Below are 23,277 nucleotides of genomic sequence, written 5' to 3'. Positions count from 1 at the left end.
GAGTAGCAATGACCGAATTCGCCCAACACCGCGCCGCCGTCGTGTCCTTCATAGACGGCATGCACGGGGGCGCGGACCACGACACCATCGCCGGTCACCTCGCCGAGGACGTGGTGCTCAACGGCCCACTCGGCGATGAACCGCTGATCGGCCGCGAGGCGGTGGTGGAGGCCATCCAGACCGTCAGCGCCTTGGCGACCGACCTCACCTACCAGGAGGTCCTCAGCGGCCCGAGTCACCACGCCGCGTACTTCCGGCTGCCAATCGGCGACACCGCGGTCGACGGAACGGACTACTTCCTACTCGACGCCGACGGCAAGATCGCCGAGGTGACCATCTGGTGGCGTCCGCTGCCATCCGCCGTCGAGATGCAAGGCCACCTCGCCCAAGTCCTCGGCATGCAGCCCTGGGCACTACGCACCATGGGCGACTGACGATCGTGGCCGCACCGCCCCTCCCCTGACCCGGACAAGCCGGTATCTGGAAAACACCGAAAGAGAGACCACCTCATGAACAGCATCAGCATCATCGGCACCGGAAACATGGCCCGCACCATCGGCGCGTTGGCAATCGCAGGCGGCAACACCGTGGAGATCATCGGCCGCGATCATTCCAGGGCCGCCGACCTGGCCGAGGCGCTCGGCGGCAATGCCACGGCGGGAGAGTTCGGCGCCGTACCGGCCGGCGACATCGTCATCGTGGCCCTGTTGTATGCCAGTGTCGTTCCGGTCGTCACCCAGTACGGTAATGCCCTGGCGGGCAAGGTCATCGTCGACATCAGCAACCCGTTCAATTCCGCGGCCGACGGGCTGGCCATCCCCGACAACACCTCGGTCGCACAAGAAGTTGCCAAGGCAGTCCCGGCCGGCGCCGGCGTGGTGAAGGCGTTCAACACCCTCTTCGGGCATGTGCTGGAGCGGGGCCTGCCGCTGGATGTCTTCATGGCCGGCGATGATGCACAGGCCAAGGCGAGCGTTGCGGAGTTCGTCAAGAGCCTCGGGCTGCGCCCGCTGGACGTCGGCGGCCTGAACATGGCGCATTGGCTGGAGGGGGCGGGCCTGCTGATGATGGGCCTCGCCCGCCAGGGGGTGGGGCACTGGGAGGTCGCCCTCGGAGCCACCGAATTTCCCCGCTGAGCCGCAGGCCGCTCACGACAGCGTCAATCGAAAGACCCGACCCATCTCCGGTGTCGAGTCGTAGGCTCGATGGGGAGATGACTCGACCGGCACGCTTGAACCCGATGCCGGCGCGCACGTTCCGCGATCGTCGCGACGCCGGCCGGGTACTGGCCGGGTACCTGTCCGATTACCGTGACGCCGAAAATCTGCTGGTGCTGGGCCTGGCCCGCGGCGGGGTCCCGGTCGGCTGGGAGGTCGCGTCCGCGCTGCAGGCGCCACTGGATGTGTTCCTGGTCCGCAAGTTGGGGGTGCCGCAGTGGCCGGAACTTGCGATGGGCGCGCTGGCCAGCGGCGGTCAGGTGGTGGTCAACGATCAGGTGGTCGCCGACCTGGGAATCAGCAGCGAGGCGCTGCAGTCGGTGATCGAACGCGAGTCGGCCGAACTGCGCCGGCGCGAACACGCCTACCGCGGTGATCGGCCGGCCGTCGACCTGCGCGGCCGGGTGGTGATCCTGGTCGACGACGGTATCGCCACCGGCGCGAGTGTGCTGGCGGCCGTGCGGGCGGTCCAGGCGGCCGAACCGGCCAGGACCGTCGTCGCGGTACCGGTCGGCGCGATTTCAGCGTGCCGCAAGATCGCCCAGGAGGCCGACGACGTGGTGTGCGCGTCGATGCCCGAGCGCTTCGACGCCGTCGGGCAGAGCTATGCCGACTTTCGTCAGGTCACCGACGACGAAGTGCGCGACCTGCTGGCCACGCCGACGACCGCTGCCGGCTAGTCGGCCGGGTGCGCGACGGGGTCCTCGGCGGTCTCCTCGACCGCCACGCCGTCGTAGTCCTCCACGGCCTCCGGGTCAGCGGTCTCCGGCGCATCGGAAGCCTCGGCCACGACTTCGTCGTCTTCGACGTCTTCGATGTCACCGGCGTCGACGACGGTCTCGGAGTCGCCGTCGGGCTCGACCGCCTCCGGTGCGGCCGGCGGGCGAATGCGCCGGCGTTCCCGCAGCGCGTCCACGATCAGCAACAGCACGCCCAGCAAGCTCGCACCGATACACACCCATGCCACCAGCGCATTGCTGGTGACCACAGCGAATACCAACGCAGCAAGTCCAATTGCCGCCAATACCAGCGCGATGATCAGCATCGATTCACCTCCCACCCGACGAGCAGATTACTCGATTCCGCGCGTGCCGGCTCGATTCCGACGGGTCAGTTGGTGCCGCGGTTGAAATGGTTGAAGCCGCCGCCGTCGCTGGCTGCGCTGGTGTCGACCGGTGCCGCCGAGCCGCGCTGGCCCAACTCCTCGAGCTGAGATTCCAGGTAGGTCTTGAGCCGGGTGCGGTATTCGCGCTCGAAGGTACGCAGTTGCTCCAGGCGGCCTTCCAACACGGTGCGCTGCTGGTTGATGGTGCCCATGATCTCGGAGTGCTTGCGCTCCGCGTCGGCCTGCAGCGCGTCGGCCTTCTCCTGGGCCTGCCGCAGCTGTGTCTCCGATCGCGTCTGCGCGTCGGCCAGCATGGCGTCGGCCCGCTGCCGGGCTTCGGCGACCGTCGTCTCCGCGGTCTGCCGGGCCTCGCTGAGGATCTGGTCCGCGTTGGCGCGGGCGTCGGCCATCAGCTTCTCGGACTCGGCCCGGGCGGTGCTGGTCAGCCGGTCGGCGGTGTCCTGGGCCAGGCTCAGCACCCGCGCCGCCTTGAGGTGCTGGTCCTCGGGGACCGGCTCCGGCGCGGCCGGCTGTGCCACCGGCTGCGGGTGCGCCGCCGGCTCGGGCGAAGGCTCATAGACCGGGATCGAGGTGGTGGCCTGTTGACCCCCACCGGCGCGGGCCGCGGCCAGGTCCTGGTCGAGCTCGCTGACCCGCTGACGCAGGTCGGCGTTCTCCTCGATGAGCCGCGTCAGCTCGGCCTCAACCAGGTCGAGAAAGGCGTCGACCTCGTCCTCGTTGTAGCCGCGTTTCCCGATCGGCGGTTTGCTGAACGCGACGTTGTGAACGTCTGCCGGTGTTAGTGGCATCGTCTGCCCCCTTGGTCAGGTAGGTAGCACCGATCGGGCAAGTGTAGGTCGACCGGGAATACGCTAGCCGTGTAGTAACTGCCGTCCATCCTGTCACATCAGACGCTGAGCCCGGCAATGAGAATGATATTAAGAGTGAATTTCAAATTGCTGCCACAGAAATCACGCTTCGGCAAACACAACCGGTGAGGCCCATCACCCGTCCCCGTCGGTAAGCCGCGCCCCGAGCAAGGACCTCCCCCGCCGGGGCGGGCGGGGGCGCCGTTATCCCGTCGGGCCGAGGGCAGCAAAGTGTCGGGTGCCCGGCCGGTGAGCGCCGCGTATTTCGCTGCGGCACAGCCGGGTCGAGGATCCGCGTCGTTCGGGGTGTCCCCGCAGCGGCGCGGGGTATCGGGCGGCACCCCCGCGCCGTATTATTCACAACACCGGCCCGTAAATATTGACGGCCAAGAGGCCGCAGGCCGACGCCGGGTATGACCAATCGGAAGGACACCCAGTATGACAACCAATGACGTGGTCGTGGCGACCAGCGCGGCGGATTCGGCGGCGGTCGATGATGTGCGGTCCCGCTACGCCGAGCTGCTCGGCCGCCAAGCCGCGCTCGGAGCGGCGGTGTTCGCCGCGGTCGGTACCGCCGGCCCCGCCTTCGACGACGCCCACCGGGCGGTACAGGCCTTCATCGACCAGGGGGTGCGCCCTCAACTGCGGGCCGCCGTGGAGCTGATCTACCCCGCCTCGTCCGGTGTCGAGCGCTCGCGGCTGCTGGTCGAGGGTCTGCTCGGTGAGACCCAGCTGATCGAGCAGGCCGCGGCCCGCATCGCCCGCGACACCGAGCGGGTGCAGATCGCCGCGCACGTCGAGGCGCTGCGCGTGCTGCTGGAGGCGCTGCTGGGCAAGGTCGCCGACCTACTGCTGCCCGCACTCGCCGAGGCCAGCGGGGTCTCGCTGGCCGATCTGGCCGCCCAACTGCCGGCGATCCCGTCCGAACTTCCGCCGGCCCAACCCGCTCCGGCCGCCCACGGCCACGGCCACGGCCACGGCGGATGCGGCTGCGGCGAGGAGAACGAGGAGATGCCCGAGCTCGACGTGCGCGAGATTCCGCACGCGATCCGGCACGCGACCGTGTTCGGTGCCTTCGACGCCGTTCCGGTCGGGGGCTCGATGATCCTGGTGGCGCCGCACGACCCGATCCCGCTGCTGCACCAGCTCGCCGAGCGCAGCGGTGGCCGGATCGCGGTGGGTTATGAGGAGCGTGGGCCGGAGGCCTGGCGGCTGCGGCTGACCCGGGTCTAGTCCCGGTCGGGGTGGCCCGGCGCTCGTCGCCGGGCCGCCTCCGCCACTCAGGCGGGATATCTCACGCGGCGTGCTGCAGCGCCAGCTCCATCCCGACGAACGCGATCAGCAGCAGCACCATGATCGACAGGTCGATGCGCACCGCGCCGATGGTCAACTGCGGGATCAGGCGCCGCAGCAGTTTCACCGGCGGGTCGGTGATGCTCATGATCAGCTCCAGGATCACCACCGTGGCACCGCGCGGGTGCCAGTCCCGGCTGAACGAGCGGATGAACTCGATGACGATCCGCGCGATCAGCAACAGCCAGAAGACGAACAGCGCGATGCCGAGAATCGTGAAGAACAGCGCCAACGGAATGCGACCTTACTGACGAGGGTGTGCCCGCATCAGCATCGCGCTGACCGGCCCGACTGTCGACCAAGCCTACCGATAGGCGTAGAAGCCGGTTTCGGCGATCCGGCGGCGCTCCTCCGGCGTCACGTCGACATCGGCCGGCGACAGCAGGAACACCTTGGTCGCGACCTTGTCGAACGAGCCGCGCAAGGCGAAGGCGAGGCCGGCCGCGAAGTCGACCAGGCGCTTGGCGTCGGCATTGTCCATCGACACCAGGTCCATGATCACCGGGGTGCCGTCCCGGAACCGTTCGCCGATGGTGCGCGCCTCGCTGTAGTCCTTGGGGCGCAAGGTGGTGATCTTCGACAGCGGGCTGCTCTCGTCGAACATCATCGCCATCCGGCGGGGATCCATCGCCAGCGCGCCGCGGGTCGAGCCGCGCAGCGAGGCGAAGCGGGAGCGCTCGAACTCGCGGGGCCGGTAGCGCGGGTCCCGGACCTCGGCGTCGTAGCCGCCCCGGTAGCCGCCCGGAACGTCGTCGTAGTCGCGGTCGTCGAATCGATCGTCGTAGCGGCCGTCGGGACGCCCGGCGACCCGGTCGAAGACATCCTCGGAGAACCGCTCCGCCCGGGGTGAGTAGTCGCGCGACGCGGCGCGGTCATCGCCGTCGTCGTAGTAGTCGTCGTCGTAGTCCTCCATAGGAGCCATCCCGAAGTAGGCCTTGACCTTGTGGAGTGTGCTCATCATTGGACCCTTCTCTGATGATGACTGTGATGAAGGTGTGACTGAAGTGACTAGTTACGGTGACGGTAACGGCCGAGTGCGCGCTGGACCGGCAACGACACGCGGACAGGCGCAACGCATTTATTCCAGCCACACCAGCGATGCGAGCCGCCCGGTGCGCCCGTCGCGGCGGTGGCTGAACAGATTCGGGTCGGCCGCCGTGCAGCGCGGGTCGATATCGATCGCTTCGACGCCCAATTCCCTTAATTGCCGAGCGATTCCGGCTCGCAGATCCAATCCGGGCGTACCGGCCGAGGTGAGCGTGCGACTGCCGGGCAGCGCCGCCTCGACCTCGTCGGCCATCGCCGGGGGCACCTCATAGTGCGGGCCGCTGATCGCCGGGCCCAGCAGAACCGAGATGTTGCCGAGTTGTGCGCCCGCCGCGAGCATGCCCTGCACGGCACACGCCACCACGCCGTGCTGCGCGCCGACCCGCCCGGCGTGTACGGCAGCGACCACCCCCGCGCGGGCATCGGCCATCAGCACCGGCACGCAGTCGGCGGTCACCACCACCATCGCCAGACCCGGAACGTTCGTGATCAGCGCGTCGGTCGCCTCGAGCGGGGCGTCGCGGGGCCCGTCGACGAGCTCCACGCGAACGCCGTGCACCTGGTTCATCCACACCAGGCGGCCGGGACCGAGGCCGGTGGCCGAGGCCAGCCGGGCGCGGTTGGCCGCCACCGCCGCCGGATCGTCGCCGACGTGGTCGCCCAGATTGAAACTGTCGAACGGAGCCGCCGAGACGCCGCCGGCCCGGGTGGTCGTCACCCGCCGGACGCGAAAAGTCACCGCCCGAGGCCCCGAAGCTAGTGGCGCATGAACGGCGGGACGTCGACGTCGTCGTCGTCGCAGCCGTCGTCACCATTGCGGCCGCCGACGCTGACCGTCGCGCCGTTGGTGGGCGCCGGCACGCTGACGGCGTCCACTGGGTCGAACAGCGACGAGGTCACCTTGCCGGCCTGCCCGGGGGCCACCGCGTGCCGGGCTTGACCGGTGGTACCGGTCACCGGCTTGCGCCCGGACCCGGCCGAGTCGAAGCCGGCCGCGATCACCGTCACCCGGACCTCGTCGCCGAGCGAGTCGTCGATCACGGTGCCGAAGATGATGTTGGCCTCGGGGTGCGCGGCGTCCTGAACCAGCGAGGCCGCCTCGTTGATCTCGAACAACCCCAGGTCGCTGCCGCCGGCGACGCTCATCAGCACGCCCTGGGCGCCCTCCATCGAGGCCTCCAGCAGCGGCGAGTTGATCGCGATCTCGGCGGCCTTGAGCGCCCGGCCGTCGCCGCGGGACGACCCGATGCCCATCAGCGCGGTGCCCGCGCCGCTCATGATGCCCTTGACGTCGGCGAAGTCGACGTTGATCAATCCGGGGGTGGTGATCAGGTCGGTGATGCCCTGGACACCGTTGAGCAGCACCTCGTCGGCGCTGCGGAACGCGTCCATCAGCGAGACCTGGGCGTCGCCCATTTGCAGCAGCCGGTCGTTGGGGATCACGATCAGGGTGTCGCAGCTCTCCCGCAGCGCGGCGATGCCCAGTTCCGCCTGGTTGCCGCGCCGCTTGCCCTCGAAGGAGAACGGCCGGGTGACCACGCCGACGGTCAGCGCGCCGAGCTTGCGGGCGATGGTGGCGACCACCGGTGCACCACCGGTGCCGGTGCCGCCGCCCTCCCCGGCGGTGACGAACACCATGTCGGCGCCGCGCAGCAGCTCCTCGATCTCGTCCTTGGCGTCTTCGGCGGCCCGTCGGCCCACTTCGGGGTCGGCGCCGGCGCCGAGGCCACGGGTGGACTCGCGGCCGACGTCGAGCTTGACGTCGGCGTCGCTCATCAGCAATGCCTGCGCGTCGGTGTTGATCGCGATGAATTCGACGCCCTTGAGGCCCTGCTCGATCATCCGATTGACGGCGTTGACTCCGCCACCACCGATACCCACGACTTTGATGACGGCCAGATAGTTGTGCGGTGGGGTCATCGTTCGTCTTCCTCCCTGGTGGGATTGGATTCCTCTCTGGGGCCTGTCGGCAGAACTCCCCGCGTTGCCTTCCGGCAAACCCTCAACCTCAACCAAAGGCTTAGAGTTATGTCAAGTTGTTCCACGCAACCGCCACAGTAGGGCCGCCGAGGCTGTCACCGGCGCAGACACGCAGGGACACGCCGGGCGAATTTTCTTGGCGCCCGCGGTGATCCCGGCCCGCGCAGCTCCGGCGAGCAAGATTTCCGTCTCGGCGGCGGGCACGGACCGCAGGGGTCCGGCGCTAGCGGACGGTGGGCAGGTCCGGACTCGACACGTCGTAGGTGTGGCCCGGTTGGGTGAGCAACGCCGTCAGCTTCTGCGCCTTCTCCGCGGTGCGGTCGGTGTTGCCCCAGACCACGACCCTGCCGTCGGCCAGCGTCAGGGTGATCGAGGCGACCGACGGGGCGGCCACCCGGCTGACCTGGCCGGCGACCTCGGGCGCCAGCGCGGTCATCACCTGCAGTGCGGCCCGGCTGGCCGGATCCGTCGGCCCGGGGTTCTCGACGTCAAAGATCGGCAGCATCGTCGACGGCGCCGCCGTCGCGAAGTCGACGCCGTCCCGGTCGAACAAATGCGGACCATCCGGAAAGTCCTTGTACACCACCGCGACCCGCTCGATTACCGAGATGCCCAGCGCCGACGGGTACTGCCGCTGCACCCGGGCGCTGGCCACCCGCCGGATCGTGGCGACCCGCTCCGCGACACCGCCGGTGTCGACCTGCAGCAGCGGGGTGCCGAGCTGCACCTTGGCGACGTCGAGCACCTCCTCGCGGGAGACCGCCGCGATCCCGGTCACCTCGATCTCACGCACCGACATCACCGGCGTGAAGTACAAGATGAGCCCGAGCCCGATCACCACCACCAGTGCGAGAAAGGTCAGTAGCACCATCTTCAGGCCCCGCACGGTGCCGCGCGGAACACCTTTGGCAGGCTCGGCCGAGCCTGCCCGCAGCCGCCGCTTGGCCTCCCGGCGGGCTTGTTCGATCGCCTCGGCGCGCGCCTGAGCGGCGCGCCGCTCGGCCCGTTCCCGCCGCGCCCGCCGTCGCGGGCCCTCCACCTCCGCCGGTTCCTCGGCCTGCTGGCCGGATTCGGGTTCGGCGGCGTCTGCGGCGTCTGCGGCGGCGTGCGGCTCACCGGCGTCCACCGGGTCCTGCGGGGGAACGTCCGGGGTTTCGGGCGACTCGGTCACAGCACGCCCGGACGGCCGGGAAGGGTCCGGTCGGCCCGGGACCGCAGCGCGGTCACGATCTCCGGGCCCAGCACGGTCACGTCGCCGGCGCCCATGGTGACGATCACGTCGCCGGGACCGGCAGCCTTGGCCACCGCTTCGGGCACCGCGGCGAAATCCGGCAGGTAGTGCACCGGCACGCTCACGTGCTCAGCAACACTCGCCCCGCTCACGCCGGGCAACGGCTGCTCGCGTGCACCGTAGACGTCGAGCACGAAAACCTCGTCCGCCCCGTCCAGGGCGCGACCGAACTCGGCCGCGAAAGCCTTTGTCCGCGAGTACAGATGCGGCTGAAACACCACCAGGCTGCGCCCGGTCCCGCGCTCGGCCAGCAGCGCGCGCACGGCGGTCAGCGTCGCGGCGATCTCGGTGGGATGGTGTGCGTAGTCGTCGAAGACCCGCACCGAATCACCCGTACCCGCCGACCCGACCAACTCGAACCGGCGCCGCACCCCGTCGAACCCGGCCAGGCCGTCGAGCACCGCGTCCAACGGGGCACCGACCTCGATCGCCGCCAGCAGGGCGCCCAACGCGTTGAGCGCCATGTGCCGGCCCGGCACCCCCAGCCGCATCGCGGCCCGGTGAGTCGATCCGGCCAGCGCGATCTCCGCGACCGCGCCGGTGCCCTGCTGCTCCCAGCTCAACAAGGACCCGGCCAGCTCCCGGCGCCCCGGGGACTCGGTGCCGTAGCGCAGCACCCGGATCCCCTGTGCCGCAGTCCGATCGGCCAGCGCCGCGCCGCCGGGATCATCGACGCAGATCGCCACCGCCCCGCCCGGGGTGATGCGCTCCATGAACGAGTCGAACACCTGGGTGTAGGCCTCGGCGCTGCCGAAGAAGTCGAGGTGATCGGCTTCGACATTGGTCACCACCGCGACGTTCGGGGTGTACTCCAGCAGCGAGCCGTCGCTCTCGTCGGCCTCGGCGACGAAGAACGGCCCGCTGCCGTGGTGGGCGTTGGTGCCGGCTTCGGCACCGGCCGAACCCAATTCGCCGCCGACGGCGAACGACGGGTCCAGCCCGCAGTGCTGCAGCGCGACCACCAGCATCGAGGTGGTCGTCGTCTTGCCGTGGGTGCCGGTGACCATCAAGGTGGTGCGCCCGGCCATCAGCTTGGCCAGCACCGCGGGCCGCAACACCACCGGGATGCCGCGGCGGCGGGCCTCGACGAGTTCGGGGTTGGTCTTGGGGATCGCCGCGTGGGTGGTGACCACGGTGGTGACCCCGCCCGGCAACAGATCCAGGGCCGAGGCGTCATGGCCGATCCGGACCTGCGCGCCGCGGGCCCGTAACGCGTGAATCCCGCGCGACTCCTTGGCGTCCGACCCCGACACCAGGCCGCCACGGTCCAGCAGGATGCGGGCGATGCCGGACATCCCCGCTCCCCCGATGCCGACCATGTGCACCCGGCTCAGCTCCGGCGGCAGCTGCTGGGCGCTCATTCGCCACTCCTGGCCGACCGACGGGCCACCGCGATATCGAGAGCCACCTCTGCCACCCGCCGCGCGGCCTCGGGGTGCCCGGCCAGGGCGGCCGCGCTGGTCATCGCCGCCAGACGCGTCTCGTCGGTGAGCAATCCGGCGACCGTGCTCGCCACGACATCCGGTGTCAACGCCGCATCCTCGATCAGCACCCCGCCGCCGGCGTTGACCACCGGCAGTGCGTTGAGCCGCTGCTCCCCGTTGCCGATCGGCAACGGCACATACACCGCCGGTAGCCCGACCGCCGACACCTCGGCGACCGTCATCGCCCCCGACCGGCAGATCGCCAGGTCGGCAGCCGCATACGCCAGATCCATCCGGTCCAGGTAGGGCACCGCGACATAGGGCGGGTCGTCGTCGGCCGGTGCCGGCAGCTCCAGGGTGTTCTTCGGCCCGTGCGCGTGCAGCACCGAAATACCGGCGGCGGCAAGGTGTTTGGCGGCCCCGGCCACGGCCTGGTTGATCGACCGGGCGCCTTGGGAGCCGCCGAACACCAGCAGCACCCGGGCGTCGTCGGCGAAGCCGAAATGGGCGCGGGCCTGCGCCCGCAGCGCAGCCCGGTCCAGCGTGGTGATCGTCGACCGGACCGGCACCCCGACCACCTCGGGGTGCGCCAGCCCGCAATCCGCCACCGCCGAGAGCACCCGCTGTGCGCCCCGGGCCCCGACCCGGTTGGCCAACCCGGCGCGCGCGTTGGCCTCATGGATCACCACCGGGACCCGGCCCCGGCCGATGCCGCGCGCGGCCAGATACGCCGGCAGTGCCACATAGCCGCCGAAGCCGATCACCACGTCAGCCCCTACGGCGCGCAGCACCGCCCGGGTCTGCCGGACCGCCCGCAGCACCCGCACGGGCAACCGGGCCAGATCGGCGTTGATCTTGCGGGGCAGCGGCACCGGGGTGATCAACTCCAGGTGGTAACCGCGCGCGGGCACCAGCCTGGTCTCCAGACCGCGGGCGGTGCCCAGCGCGGTGATCCGGACGCCGGGCTGCAGGGCGCTGAGCGCATCGGCGACGGCCATCGCGGGCTCGACGTGGCCGGCGGTACCGCCACCGGCCAGGACGACCGATATCGGCGCACCGCGGTCCGGCTTGCTGACCGAGTCGTTCACTCCCCTAACGCCGACCTTCCAATGCGCGTGCGCGCCCGCCGGTCGGACGCCGTTGGGCCGACACCGCCCCGCGGCGTCGGCCGCCTCCATTTTGCCCTGCGCGGCCCGCACCTCGGCGCTCGGCCGACCGGGCCGGAGCCCGGCCCGTGGTGCGCTGGCGTCCGGCCGGCTGCGGCCGGGATCGCAGCCGGTCGCGCAGCGCCTCGATCCGGGTCGGCGCGTAGGGCTCGGGCAGCGGCAGCCGCAGGATCCGGTTCATCCGGTCGTCCCGGCCGGCGCGCAGCGCCGCGACCGCCTCCGGCTCGTGGCGGGCCGCGTTGGCCATGATTCCGATCATGAACAATGTTGTGGCCGTGGAGGTTCCGCCGGCAGAGATCAACGGTAGCTGGATTCCGGTGACCGGCAGCAGCCCGATCACGTAGCCGACGTTGATGAACGACTGGCCGATCACCCACATCGTGGTGGTGGCGGTCAGCAGCCGCAGGAACGGGTCCGCGGAGCGCTTGGCGATGCGCATGCCGGTGTAGGCGAACAGGCCGAACAGGGCCAGCAACCCGAACCCGCCGATGAAGCCGAGCTCCTCGCCGATGATCGCGAAGATGAAGTCGTTGTGTGCGTTGGGCAGATAGTTCCACTTGGCGGTGCCCTGGCCCAGCCCGTCGCCGAAGATCCCACCGTTGGCCAGCGCGAACTTGGCCTGCCGGGCCTGATAACCGGCGCCTTGGATGTCGGCGTCGGGGTCCAGCCAGGACCGCACCCGGTCGGAGCGGTAGCCCTCGGTCACCGCCATGATCGCGGCGGCGGCGACGATGGCCGCCAGCGACGTGGTGAACACCCGCAACGGCAGCCCGGCGTACCACAGCAGCGCCAGCAGGATGATGCCCAGCGACACCGTCTGGCCCAGGTCGGGCTGCACGACGATCAGCACCAGTGCCACCCCCGCGGCAGGCACCAGCGGGACCAGCATCTCGCTCAGCGTCGCGCGCTCCATGCGGCGGGCCGCCAACAGGTGTGCGCCCCAGATGGCGAACGCGATCTTGGCCAGCTCGGAGGGCTGCATGGAGAAGCCGTAGATGACGAACCAGCCCCGGGACCCGTTGGACAGCGTGCCGATGCCCGGGATCAGCACCAGCACCAGCAGCACGATGGTGAACGCGTAGCCGGCAAAAGCGGTGCGGCGCATGAACCGTACCGGCATCCGCAGCGCCACATAGCAGCCGAACAGCCCGATCACCGTCCACAGCACCTGCTTGCCGAAGATCCGCCACGCCGAGCCGTCGAGCCCGTAGGACTCCACCCCCGAGGCGGACAGCACCATGATCAGCCCGAGCGTGGTCAGCAGCGCGGCGATGGCGACGATCAGATGAAACGAGGTCATCGGGCGGCCCAGCCAGGCGCCGAATCGGGTGCGCGGTTGGGCCGTCTTCTCCACGGGCTTGGCCGCCGTGGCCTCGTCGGCGGAGGCCGCGCCCGCGGCGGCATCGGGCCGCCGCCGCAGCCGGTCCAGCACGCCGAGCACGCCGATCACACCGACCCTGCCGCGGCTCGCGCGGCGGCCGCGAACGCATCACCCCGGGCTCCGTACCCGGAGAACTGGTCGAACGATGCCCCCGCCGGGGCCAGCAGCACCGTGTCGCCGGGGCGCGCCAGGCCGCGGGCAGCGGCCACCACCGCCGTCATCACACGAGAGCTCAGCGAATCATCAGACCCATCAGCTACTTGTGTCACACGAGTAACTGGAGACACGGCAGTATCACCCATATCAATATCCTCGCCTGTCACAACGTGTACGACGGGGACATCCGGTGCGTGTCGTGATAACGCCTTGGCAACCGCGCCGCGATCCCGGCCGATCAGCACCGCCCCGGCCAGGTGCCCGGAGATCCGGGCGACCGTCTCGTCGATCGAGGCGCCCTTGAGCAGCCCCCCGGCCACCCAGACCACCCGCGGGTAGGCCAGCACCGACGCCTCGGCGGCGTGCGGGTTGGTGGCCTTGGAGTCATCGACGTAGCTGACGCCGTCGGCGACGACAACCAGTTCCGCACGATGCCGGCCGACCTGAAACGACGCCAGCGCTTCCGCGATCGCCTCGGGCGGCACGTCCACGCTGCGGGCCAGGGCGGACGCGGCCAGCGCATCGAGCGTGCCGACCGGTCCGGGCACCGTAATGGACGCCACCGGCGCGAGCGCCACCTCGTCGGCGAAAGCGCGATCGACCAGCACACCGTCGATGACCCCGAGCTCGCCGGCGGCCGGCTCGCCCAGCCGGAAGCCCGCCTTCACCGCGGCGGGGGCCGCGCCCAGCAGGGCGGCCGCGCGGGCGTCGTCCATCCCGGCCACCGCCACCCGGCCGGTCAGCGCGCGCGCCTTGTCGGCGGTGTAGGCGGCCATGCTGCCGTGCCAGTCCAGGTGGTCTTCGGCGATGTTGAGCACGGCGCCGGCCTCCGGACGCAGCGACGGCGCCCAATGCAACTGGAAACTGGACAACTCCACGGCCAGCAGCTCGGCCGGCTCCCCCAGCACGTCCAGCACCGGACTGCCGATGTTGCCGCACAACTGGGCGCGTCGGCCCGCCGCGGTCAGCATGGCGTGCAGCATCGACGTCGTGGTGGTCTTGCCGTTGGTTCCGGTGACCACCAGCCACCGCCGCGGTGGCCCGTAGTGGCCAGCCGCGTCCAGCCGCCAGGCCAATTCCACGTCGCCCCAGATCGGTACGCCGGCGCCGGCCGCGGCGGCCAGCACCGGGGTGCTCGGCGGAAATCCGGGGCTGGTGACCACCAGGGCGTAGTCCCCGATGCGGGTAGCGGCCCGGGCCGGGCTCAGCGTCGTGTACCCGGCGTAGCGCGACAGGGCCGCCGGGTCGTCGTCGCAGAGCGTCAGCTCCAGCCCCAGCGGCGCCAAGGCGTCGAGCACGGCCCGGCCGGTCACCCCGGCGCCGGCGACGAGCACCCGCGCACCGGGTTCCAGCACGGTCAGCACCTCTACCCGCCGACCGCGGTGAACCACTCGCCGTAGAACATGGACACGCCCAACCCGCAGGCGATGGCCGTCAGCAGCCAGAACCGGATGATCACGGTGGTCTCGGCCCAGCCGGCCAGCTCGAAGTGGTGATGAAACGGCGCCATCCGGAACACCCGGCGCCCAGTGCTGCGAAACGCCAGGATCTGCACGACGACCGAGGTGATCTCGGCGACGAAGAGCCCACCGAGCACCACCGCGAGGATCTCGGTGCGGGTGGTGATCGACAGTCCGGCGATCACCCCGCCCAGGGCCAGCGAGCCGGTGTCGCCCATGAAGATCTTGGCCGGCGCGGCGTTCCACCACAAAAACCCGATGCAGGCGCCGGCGGTCGCGGCGGCGATCAGCGCCAGGTCCAGCGGGTCACGGACGTTGTAGCAGCCCAGTCCGGGCGCGCTGGCACAGGCGTTGCGGTGCTGCATCACGGTGATCAACACATAGGCGGCGCTGACCATCGCCATGGACCCGGCGGCCAGCCCGTCCAGGCCGTCGGTGAAGTTGACCGCGTTCGACCAGGCGCTGACGACCAGGATGACGAACAGCACGAACACCGCCGCAGGCAGGGTGACGGTGGCGATCTCGCGCACGTAGGACAGTTGCTGGGAACCCGGGGTCAGTCCGGAGCTGTTGCGGAACCCGAGCACCAGCAGACCGAACAGCGTCGCCGCGGTCACCTGCCCGACGGTCTTGGCGGTCTTGTTCAGGCCCAGGTTGCGCGACCGGCGGATCTTGATCAGGTCGTCGACGAAGCCGACAGCGCCCAGCGCGGTGGCCAACCCCAGCACCAGCAGCCCGGACGCGGTGGGTCCGGTTCCGTAGAAGACCAGGCCGGCCAGCTGAGCGATCAGGTAGCCGGCCCAGATCCCGGCCACGATCGCCACACCGCCCATCGACGGGGTGCCGCGCTTGGTGTGATGGCTGGGCGGCCCGTCCTCGCGGATCTCCTGCCCGAATCCCTGTTTGGTGAACAGCCGGATCAGCACCGGGGTCAACAAGATCGCGACCAGCAGCGCGACACCGGCCGCGACGAGGATCATGATCATCAGCGATCCCCTGCATCATCGCTGATCAAAGCGTCGGCCAGGGTGGTCAACCCGGCGGAGTTGGAGGCCTTGACCAACACCACGTCGCCGGGCCGCAGTTCGGCACGCAACAGGGCGAGGGCGGCGTCGACGTCGGCCACCGCGGTGGTCTCGGCGCCCCAGGACCCCTCCATGACCGCGCCATGGTGCATCGCGCCCATCGATCTCCCTACTCCGACGACAATGAGACGAGAGACATCTAAGCGCACCGCGAGCCGCCCGATGCGGTCATGCTCGGATATCGCGTCCTCGCCCAGCTCAGCCATCTCCCCGAGCACCGCCCAGCTGCGCCGGCTCGGCATCGCCGGATCCTCGCCGCGGGCGATCCAAACCAGCGCCTGCAGCGCGGCCCGCATCGAATCCGGGTTGGCGTTGTAGGCGTCGTCGATCACGGTCACCCCGTCCGAGCGGGTGCTGACCTGCATCCGGTGCCTCGAGACCGGTCCGGCACCGGCCAGCGCGTCGGCCAGCTGCGCACCGGTGGCGCCGCACTCCAGCGCGACCGCGGCCGCACACAGTGCGTTGGAGACCTGGTGGTCCCCGGAGACCCCGAGTTGCAGCTCGGTCTCGACGCTGCCGGCGTGCAGGGTGAAGCGCGGTCGGGCCAGCGCGTCGAGCACCACCGGCCCGGCCCACACGTCGGCGCCGGCCGTGCGGCCGACCCGCACCACCCGGGCTGCGGTCTTGTCGGCCATCGCGGCCACCGCCGGATCGTCGACGTTGAGGATCACCACGCCGGATTCCGGAACTGCTTGCGCCAGCTCGGCTTTGGTCTCGGCGATCGCCTCGCGGGAGCCGAACTCGCCCAGATGCGCGGTCCCGACGTTGAGCACCACCGCCACCTGCGGCGGGGCGATGGCGGCCAACGCCGCGATGTTGCCCCGGTGCCGCGCCGAAAGTTCCAGCACCAGGAAGTCGGTGTTCTCATCGGCCCGCAGCACCGTCCAGGGATGTCCCAGCTCGTTGTTGAACGAACCGGGTGGCGCCACCACCTGCCCCAGCGGCGCCAGCACCGCGGCCAGCATGTCCTTGGTGGAGGTCTTGCCCGACGAGCCGGTGACACCGATGATCGTCAATCCCTTGGCCACCAACGTCGCCGACACCGCCGCAGCGAGGTCGGCCAGCGCACCCAGCACCGCGGCACCGGACCCGACGGCGTCGTCGTGCTCGAGCGCGCCCGACCGGCTGGCCGATACCGGTTCCGCGGGGCTCACCACGATCGCCGGCACCCCGACCGGACGGGCCGCCAGCACCGCCACCGCACCGGCGGCCACCGCCGCGGCGGCGTGGTCGTGGCCGTCGGCGCGCGCCCCGGGTAACGCCAGGAACAGCGAGCCGGCGGTGACGCGTCGGGAGTCGAACTCCACCGTGCCGGTCACGGTGGTGCGGGCGGCCTGCTCTGGTGAGATGTCGGCGAGGCGGCCGCCGACGATCGCGGCGATCTCCGCGAGGGTCAGCGCGATCACCGGTGCTCCTCGCGCGCTTGCAGCGCCTGGGCCAGCTCGACCCGGTCGTCGAAGGGCTGGGTCCGCCCGCCGGCGGTCTGCCCGGTTTCGTGGCCTTTGCCGGCGACGAGCACGACGTCGCCCGGGCGCGCCCAGCGCACCGCGTGCTCGATCGCGGCCCGCCGGTCACCGATCTCGACCACCTCGGCGGCACCCTCGGCGGCGCCGGCCAGAATCGCGCGCCGGATATCGGCCGGGTCCTCTCCGCGCGGGTTGTCGTCGGTGACGACGACCAGGTCGGCCCACTGCGCGGCGATCCGGCCCATCGGGCCGCGCTTGCCGTGGTCGCGGTCGCCGCCGGCCCCGAACACCACCGCCAGCCGCCCGGCCGTGTCGCGCAGATCGGCGCGCAGGGTCGCCAGCACCGCGGCCAACGCGCCCGGCTTGTGCGCGTAATCGACCAGCGCCAAGAAGTCCTGGCCGCGGTCGACCGGCTCGGTTCGGCCCGGCACCCGGGCATCACGCAGACCGGGTGCGGCCTGCGCCGGTGACACCCCTACCGCGTCGAGGATCGCCAGCGCCACAAGACAGTTCGCGACGTTGTAGTCGCCGGGCAACCCCATGCCGACCGGATGGCGCACCCCCGCCGGGTCGACCGCGACGAACTGTCGGCCGGCCAGGCCGCCGGTCCCGCTGTCTGCCTGCTCGATGCCCCACTGCGCCGGCCGGCCGGTCGCGCTGACCGTGATCGGCGCCGTCGCACGCGCCGCCATCGCCTCGCCGGCCTCGTCGTCGACACAGATCACCGCCGTGGCCGCGTGCAAGGGGGAGGCCGGGTCGAACAGCCGCGCCTTGGCCTCGAAGTAGTCCGCCATGGTCGGGTGGAAGTCCAGGTGGTCCCGGGACAGGTTGGTGAACGCGCCGACCGCGAAGCGGGTCCCGTCGACGCGGCCCAGCGTCAGCGCGTGGCTGGACACCTCCATCACCACGGTGTCCACCCCGCGCTCGGCCATCACCGCCAGCAGCGCCTGCAGCGCCGGCGCCTCCGGGGTGGTCAGCGCGCTGGGCAGGTCGGCGCCGTCGATGCGCACACCCACCGTGCCGATGAGGCCGCAGGTCCGGCCGGCGGCCCGCAACCCGGCCTCGACCAGATAGCTGGTGGTGGTCTTTCCGGCCGTCCCGGTGACCCCGATGACCGTGAGCCGCTCGCAGGGATGCCGGTAGACCTCTGCCGCCAGGTCGCCGAGCACGCTGCGGGGAGCCGGATGCACCAGCACCGGGGTGTCGGGCGCCGTTGCACTGTCCGCGATCTCGGCGGCCCCGGACCCGTCGGAGAGCACCGCGGCCGCCCCGCGGGCGATCGCCTCGGCCACGAACCGCGCACCGTGGGTCGTCGCACCGGGCAGCGCCGCGAACAGGTCGCCGGGCTGGACGTCCTGGGCGCGCAGGGTCAGCCCGGTGATCGCCAGCTCCGGCACCACATCACCGGTTGCCGCGACCGCCCCGATCCGGGCGGCCAGCGCCGCCAGCGGCGTTCCTGCGCCGACGTCAGGGCGCATTGCGGCAGACACCGCCGATCACCTCCATCCGCTGCGGCCGGGTCGTCAGGACCGGACCTGAGACTACCCAGGTGGGCGGGGACCGCGGGGTGGCCGATCCGCATTCTGGCCGCGCCTGCGGGTCAACGGCGGCTACATCGCCTGCAGAAGGAGCGGAGGCCCGGGATCCGGCGATAGCGGGACGTTGTGGCGCTGCAACAGCCAGGCGGCGATGTTATGGAACAGCGGTGCGCCCGAGGTGCCCGGTGATCCGTCCGCGGCGCGATGCGGGTTGTCCAGCATCAGGCCGATGACGTAGCGCGGGTTGTCCGCGGGCGCTATCCCGGCGAACGTGATCCAGTAGACGTCGTCGTAGTAGCAGCCGCAGGCGGAGTTGATCTGCTGGGCGGTTCCGGTCTTTCCGGCGATCTGGTAACCGTCGACCGCGGCCTGCCACCCGGTGCCTTGTTGGACGCCGGTCGGGTCGCGCTGCACCACCGAACGCAGCATGTTGCGCACGGTCGCCGCGGTCTGCTCGGAGACGACGCGCACGCCTTCTGGCCGGGGTTCCTCGGTGCGGGTGCCGTCGGGGGCGATGGTCGCTTTGATGATCCGCGGCGGGATCCGCAGCCCGTCATTGGCGATGGCCTGATACATGCCGGCCATCTGCAGCAGTGTCATCGACAGGCCTTGCCCGATAGGCAGATTGGCGAACGAGCTGCCCGACCACTGATCGACCGGCGGAACCACCCCGGCACTCTCACCCGGCAGCGCGACGCCGGTGCGCTGCCCCAGACCGAACTTTTCCAGCATCTGGAACCACCGCTCCGGCCCCACCCGCTGTGCCAGCATCAGGGTGCCGACGTTGGAGGACTTTCCGAAGATTCCGGTCGTGGTGTAGGGCGCGACGCCGTGTTCCCAGGCGTCGCTGACGGTGACATCGGCGATGTTGATCGATCCGGGGACCTGCAGCACCTCATCGGGGTTGCTCAGCCCGTACTCGATGACCGAAGCGGCGGTGATGATCTTGTTCACCGAGCCGGGCTCGAACGGCGTCGACACCGCCGGATTGCCCAGCTGCCGGTCCTCCTGGCGCCCGATGTCTTGAGACGGGTCGAAGGTGTTGTCGCCGGCCATAGCCAGTACCTCGCCGCTTTTGGCGTCGAGCACCACCGCGCTGACGTTGCGGGCGCCGGAGACGTTCTTGGCCTGCTGAACCTGTTGCTGGACATGGAACTGGATGTCGTCGTCGAGGGTGAGCTGGATCGTCGAGCCGTTGACGGCCCGGTGCCGGTTGCGGTAACTGCCCGGGATCACCACCCCGTCGGAACCGCGGTCGTAGGTGATCGAACCGTCCGTGCCGGCCAGCACGGCGTCCATCGAGTCCTCCAGGCCCAACAGGCCGTGGCCGTCCCAATCGATGCCGCCGATGATGTTGGCCGCCAACGACCCACCCGGATACTGCCGCAGGTCCTGGCGCTCGCTGCCCACCTCCGGGCATTTCTCGGTGATCGCCTCGGCCAGCGCCGGCTCGACGGCACGCGCCAGGTAGACGAAAGTCTCGTTGCTGCGCAGCTTCTTCAGCAGCGTCGCCGCGTCCGGCTTGTTGCCGAGCCGACCGGCGATCTCCTTGGCGATCTCCTGCAGCCGGTGCTGCGGATCGGGTGCGGCGGGATTCTTCTTCTTGGCTTCTTCGAGTTGCTTGCCGACCTTGATCGGCTGGAAGGTCAGGGCCCGGGCCTCGATAGTGAACGCCAGCTTGTCGCCGGTGCGGTCGATGATGTCGCCGCGCATGGCTTGTTGGACATCGGTGACCTTGAGTTGTCCGGCGGCCTCGGCCCGCAGCCCCGACGCCCGCGGCACCTGCAGATAGAACAGCTGCGCCGCGGCAAGGGCCAGCACCAGGAAGATGACGGCGTTGCCGGTGCGGTGCCGGAAGACGAACGACGCACTGCGCAGGCCCAGTTCCGTGGCCGGCCGGGTCCGACGGTCGTGGGCCGAATGTCCCGGTGCCTGAGTCACTTTGGGTGACTTACCGGTTTTGGCCGGTTTGGCCGGCTTCGCGGGTTTGGTTACCCGGCCCGTCTTGCGGCTGCCGGCCTTGATGGAGCCGTCCGGGCGCCGCGCCGGGCCGGTCCGTCGCGTCGGCCGTTTCATCGCGCCGCTCCCGGAACCGCCGGGGGCAGCGGGGCTTCCGGCGGCAGCACATCCGGCGGCGGCAACGTGATCGGCGGCTGGGCGGCCTCCGGCGGCAGGGCGACCGGCGGAAGGTCGAGCGCCGGACCCGGTGGCGGCCCGGACAGCGTCGCACCGGGCAGACCGGGCATTCCCGGCAGGCCCGGAATGATCAGCGGCGCACCGGGTGCAGCCGGAGCAGGTGCGGCCGGAGCGGGCAGACCGGCGCCGGGCAGGTGCCGGCGATCCAGCTTCGGCCCGGCGGGCGGCACCCGGACCGGAACCTCGACCGGCGGCGCGGCCGGCTGATCGTCGGGCAGCTTGGTGTTCAGCGGGGGCGGCGGCACACCGTCGGCCGGCTTGGGCACGCCGACCACCACCCAGTTGCCGACCGGGTCCTGGACCAGATGCGCGGTGTCTCGGGTCGGGATCATGCCCAGCTCGCGAGCCGCCTCGGCCAGCGCCGGCGCGGATTCGGCGGTCAGCACGTCCCGCTCGAGCGCTTCCTTCTGCTGCATCAGGACCCGGTTGCGTTCCCGGATATTGCCCAGTTGGTAAGAGCGCTCGGCGGCATCCGTCGACAGCCACAGCGTGGTGCCCAGCCCGATTCCCAGCGAACCGATGATCAACACGACGAACGGAACCTTGGCCGCCAGCGTGCGCGGACGCAGGTCGATCGCGGCCAGCCGAGTGATCAGCCGTTCGCGTAGCGGGACCCGTACAACCTTGGGCGCCTTGGCCTTGCGCGCCTTCGCCCGCGCCTTGGCCTGCTTGGTGTTCTTCGGCGGTACCGGCCGGGCGTCGGGGCGCGGTTGCGCCGCCTTCTGCGGCCCCGACCGCGGCCGCGACTCACGCCCCGGTGCGGTCGCGGTCGCATGCTGCCGGCGCGTCCGCCGGGACTGCGGCGCCTCGTTCGCGCGCCGCGACCCGGCACGGGTCTTGCCCTCGGGGCTGCGGCGGCGGTCGCCCTGCCGCGCCGCAGGCGTGCGCTTGGTCGCCATCAATCCCCCCTCGATGCCGCAACAGGCCCGTCCGCAACCCGCTGCACGGCCCGCAACCGGACCGAACCCGCCCGCGGGTTGCGTTCGATCTCATCCGGTTGGGCGCGTTCGGCTCCCCGCGTCAACGTGATGAAACTCGGTTTGTCGCCGGGCAACTCGACCGGAAGGTCGACCGGCGTGCGCGAGGTGGTCACCGCGGCGAACGACTGCTTGACGATGCGGTCCTCCAGTGACTGGTAGGACATCACCGCGATTCGCCCGCCCACCGCCAGGGCGTCCAGGGCCGCCGGAAGGGCACCGCGCAGCGAATCCAACTCCGCGTTGACCGCGATGCGCAGGGCCTGGAAGGTCCGCTTGGCCGGATGCCCCCCGGTGCGCCGGGCCGGCGCCGGAATCGCCTCGTAGAGAAGGGCGGTCAGCTCCCCCGTCGAGGTGAACGGAGTCTGCGCCCGGCGGCGGACGATGTGCGAGGCGATCCGGGAGGCGAAGCGTTCCTCGCCGAATCGGCGCAGGATGTCGGTGAGCGCTGCCGCGTCATAGGTGTTGACGATGTCCGCGGCCGTCAGTTCGGCCTCCGGGTCCATCCGCATGTCCAGTGGGGCGTCCTGAGCGTAGGAGAAACCGCGCTCCGCCCGGTCGAGCTGCATCGACGATACGCCCAGGTCGAACAGCACCCCGTCAACAGAGGCCGTTGTGGCCAAACCCGTTTCGGCCAGCGCGGCGCTGATCCCGTCGTAACGGGTGTGGACCATGCTCAGCCGATCGGAGAAACCCGCCAACCGGGCACCGGCGATGCCGAGCGCAGTGGTGTCCCGGTCCAGGCCGATGACCCGCAGACCGGGGAACTCGGTCAGAAAGCGTTCGGTGTGCCCGCCGGCCCCGAGGGTCGCATCGACCAGGACGGCGCCGCTACCGTCGGGTGATTTCCGGGTGAGCGCCGGGGCCAGCAGTTCCACGCAGCGCTCCAGCAGCACCGGCACATGCCCGAATTCGCCCTGCTCGGCCACTGCGGCACCTCCCCTCGAGTGGCAGCGCAGCCTGCCGTCGAACACCTGCACTCGGCTCCGCTTCGCGTGCGATCGCCGGGTCCCTGCCTCGAGGTCCCTGCCCGACGGCGCGAACCTGACGTTGGGGAAGTACGTCAGGGTCGGTTCGGACAGAGGCCACGAGGCACGGGCCTCAGATGATGTCGCTGAGTGCTTCATCGCTGGCCGCGGAGAAGTTCTCTTCATGGGTTTGCTGGTAGTCGCTCCATGCCTGCGCGTCCCAGATCTCGAGGTAGTCGACCGAGCCGATGACCACGCAGTCCTTGGACAGGTTGGCGTAGCGCCGGTGATCCGGTGACAAGGTGATCCGGCCCTGGCCGTCGGGATGCTGTTCATCAGTGGCGGCGGCCAGATTGCGCAGGAACGCCCGCGCCTCCGGATTGCTGCGCGACGCCTTGGCCGCGCGGCGGGCCAGCTGCTCGAACTCTGCCCGCGGGTACACGGCCAGGCTGTGGTCCTGGCTCTTGGTGACCATCAACCCTCCTGCCAGCGCGTCGCGAAATTTCGCGGGCAGTGTGAGCCGCCCCTTGTCGTCGAGCTTGGGCGTGTAGGTGCCGAGAAACATCGGCTACCTCCCACCACGCTCGACCAACGTTAG

At 70.7% G+C, this 23,277-nt stretch carries 22 protein-coding genes; 4 read left to right on the top strand and 18 right to left on the bottom strand.

Going from position 1 to position 23,277, the window contains the following annotated elements; translation table 11 throughout:
* The first annotated feature begins 8 nt into the window (after window positions 1-8).
* From BST28_RS04185 to BST28_RS04175, 3 genes are all read left to right on the top strand, one after another.
* Entirely contained in the window at window positions 9-434 is a 426-nt protein-coding gene (locus BST28_RS04185; protein ID WP_083080080.1) for a nuclear transport factor 2 family protein, read from the top strand.
* A 75-nt stretch (window positions 435-509) separates the two neighbouring features.
* Complete coding sequence (locus tag BST28_RS04180) at window positions 510-1,136, top strand: NADPH-dependent F420 reductase (protein WP_083080078.1); 627 nt, start codon at window positions 510-512, stop codon at window positions 1,134-1,136.
* 77 nt (window positions 1,137-1,213) lie between these two features.
* On the top strand, window positions 1,214-1,897 hold the full coding sequence (locus BST28_RS04175; protein WP_083080076.1) for a phosphoribosyltransferase: 684 nt from the start codon (window positions 1,214-1,216) through the stop codon (window positions 1,895-1,897).
* On the opposite strand, the gene BST28_RS04170 is transcribed toward BST28_RS04175, so the two are convergent.
* Together BST28_RS04170 and wag31 are read right to left on the bottom strand one after the other, a co-directional pair.
* Window positions 1,894-2,262: a hypothetical protein gene (locus BST28_RS04170; RefSeq protein WP_083080172.1), complete on the bottom strand. Its 369-nt coding sequence runs from the start codon at window positions 2,260-2,262 to the stop codon at window positions 1,894-1,896. The genes BST28_RS04175 and BST28_RS04170 overlap by 4 nt on opposite strands.
* Before the next feature lie 65 nt (window positions 2,263-2,327).
* Window positions 2,328-3,131, bottom strand: a complete 804-nt coding sequence (gene wag31 / locus BST28_RS04165) for a DivIVA-like cell division protein Wag31 (protein ID WP_083080075.1) — start codon at window positions 3,129-3,131, stop codon at window positions 2,328-2,330.
* A 498-nt stretch (window positions 3,132-3,629) separates the two neighbouring features.
* Here wag31 and BST28_RS04160 point away from each other — a divergent pair, with 498 nt between their 5' ends.
* Window positions 3,630-4,424 carry a DUF2249 domain-containing protein gene (locus tag BST28_RS04160; protein ID WP_019735027.1) on the top strand — a complete coding sequence of 265 codons (795 nt, stop codon included), beginning with the start codon at window positions 3,630-3,632 and terminating at the stop codon, window positions 4,422-4,424.
* Between the two features lie 61 nt (window positions 4,425-4,485).
* Here the strand turns inward: BST28_RS04160 and BST28_RS04155 are convergent, their stop codons facing one another.
* The 16 genes from BST28_RS04155 to mraZ form a co-directional block, all read right to left on the bottom strand.
* Window positions 4,486-4,776, bottom strand: coding sequence for a YggT family protein (locus BST28_RS04155; RefSeq protein WP_019735026.1), 291 nt, complete (start codon window positions 4,774-4,776; stop codon window positions 4,486-4,488).
* Window positions 4,777-4,848: 72 nt separating this feature from the next.
* Window positions 4,849-5,502, bottom strand: a complete 654-nt coding sequence (locus BST28_RS04150) for a cell division protein SepF (RefSeq protein ID WP_029248770.1) — start codon at window positions 5,500-5,502, stop codon at window positions 4,849-4,851.
* 120 nt (window positions 5,503-5,622) lie between these two features.
* Window positions 5,623-6,330, bottom strand: coding sequence for a peptidoglycan editing factor PgeF (pgeF, locus tag BST28_RS04145; protein ID WP_019735024.1), 708 nt, complete (start codon window positions 6,328-6,330; stop codon window positions 5,623-5,625).
* 17 nt (window positions 6,331-6,347) lie between these two features.
* Window positions 6,348-7,511, bottom strand: coding sequence for a cell division protein FtsZ (gene ftsZ / locus BST28_RS04140; protein WP_019735023.1), 1,164 nt, complete (start codon window positions 7,509-7,511; stop codon window positions 6,348-6,350).
* A 283-nt stretch (window positions 7,512-7,794) separates the two neighbouring features.
* A complete protein-coding gene (locus BST28_RS04135; RefSeq protein ID WP_083080073.1) occupies window positions 7,795-8,742 on the bottom strand; it encodes a cell division protein FtsQ/DivIB in 948 nt (315 codons plus the stop codon).
* The gene (gene murC, locus BST28_RS04130) at window positions 8,739-10,223 is read right to left on the bottom strand and encodes a UDP-N-acetylmuramate--L-alanine ligase (RefSeq protein ID WP_019738215.1); all 1,485 of its coding nucleotides are present in this window, start codon (window positions 10,221-10,223) and stop codon (window positions 8,739-8,741) included. Before murC ends, BST28_RS04135 begins: the two co-directional genes overlap by 4 nt.
* Complete coding sequence (murG, locus tag BST28_RS04125) at window positions 10,220-11,374, bottom strand: undecaprenyldiphospho-muramoylpentapeptide beta-N-acetylglucosaminyltransferase (RefSeq protein ID WP_083080072.1); 1,155 nt, start codon at window positions 11,372-11,374, stop codon at window positions 10,220-10,222. Before murG ends, murC begins: the two co-directional genes overlap by 4 nt.
* A 4-nt stretch (window positions 11,375-11,378) precedes the next feature.
* A complete protein-coding gene (ftsW, locus tag BST28_RS04120) occupies window positions 11,379-12,893 on the bottom strand; it encodes a putative lipid II flippase FtsW (RefSeq protein WP_083080171.1) in 1,515 nt (504 codons plus the stop codon).
* 5 nt (window positions 12,894-12,898) lie between these two features.
* The gene (murD, locus tag BST28_RS04115; RefSeq protein ID WP_207570040.1) at window positions 12,899-14,353 is read right to left on the bottom strand and encodes a UDP-N-acetylmuramoyl-L-alanine--D-glutamate ligase; all 1,455 of its coding nucleotides are present in this window, start codon (window positions 14,351-14,353) and stop codon (window positions 12,899-12,901) included.
* Window positions 14,354-14,355: 2 nt separating this feature from the next.
* Window positions 14,356-15,435: a phospho-N-acetylmuramoyl-pentapeptide-transferase gene (gene mraY / locus BST28_RS04110; protein ID WP_019738668.1), complete on the bottom strand. Its 1,080-nt coding sequence runs from the start codon at window positions 15,433-15,435 to the stop codon at window positions 14,356-14,358.
* Window positions 15,435-16,940 (bottom strand): UDP-N-acetylmuramoyl-tripeptide--D-alanyl-D-alanine ligase, encoded by a 1,506-nt coding sequence (locus BST28_RS04105; RefSeq protein ID WP_083080070.1) that lies wholly within the window; start codon window positions 16,938-16,940, stop codon window positions 15,435-15,437. Before BST28_RS04105 ends, mraY begins: the two co-directional genes overlap by 1 nt.
* Window positions 16,937-18,478, bottom strand: a complete 1,542-nt coding sequence (locus tag BST28_RS04100) for a UDP-N-acetylmuramoyl-L-alanyl-D-glutamate--2,6-diaminopimelate ligase (protein WP_083080069.1) — start codon at window positions 18,476-18,478, stop codon at window positions 16,937-16,939. The genes BST28_RS04105 and BST28_RS04100 overlap by 4 nt, the downstream gene beginning before the upstream one ends.
* Window positions 18,479-18,610: 132 nt before the next feature.
* Window positions 18,611-20,614 (bottom strand): peptidoglycan D,D-transpeptidase FtsI family protein, encoded by a 2,004-nt coding sequence (locus BST28_RS04095; RefSeq protein WP_083080067.1) that lies wholly within the window; start codon window positions 20,612-20,614, stop codon window positions 18,611-18,613.
* Complete coding sequence (gene ftsL / locus BST28_RS04090) at window positions 20,611-21,633, bottom strand: cell division protein FtsL (RefSeq protein ID WP_083080066.1); 1,023 nt, start codon at window positions 21,631-21,633, stop codon at window positions 20,611-20,613. The genes BST28_RS04095 and ftsL overlap by 4 nt, the downstream gene beginning before the upstream one ends.
* Window positions 21,633-22,838: a 16S rRNA (cytosine(1402)-N(4))-methyltransferase RsmH gene (rsmH, locus tag BST28_RS04085; RefSeq protein ID WP_083080064.1), complete on the bottom strand. Its 1,206-nt coding sequence runs from the start codon at window positions 22,836-22,838 to the stop codon at window positions 21,633-21,635. Before rsmH ends, ftsL begins: the two co-directional genes overlap by 1 nt.
* The gene (gene mraZ / locus BST28_RS04080; protein ID WP_019738354.1) at window positions 22,813-23,244 is read right to left on the bottom strand and encodes a division/cell wall cluster transcriptional repressor MraZ; all 432 of its coding nucleotides are present in this window, start codon (window positions 23,242-23,244) and stop codon (window positions 22,813-22,815) included. The genes rsmH and mraZ overlap by 26 nt, the downstream gene beginning before the upstream one ends.
* Window positions 23,245-23,277: the final 33 nt, after the last annotated feature.

Source organism: Mycolicibacter kumamotonensis (genome assembly GCF_002086285.1).
Lineage (GTDB): Bacteria > Actinomycetota > Actinomycetes > Mycobacteriales > Mycobacteriaceae > Mycobacterium > Mycobacterium kumamotonense.
This window is presented reverse-complemented; position numbering and strand designations above follow the sequence as displayed.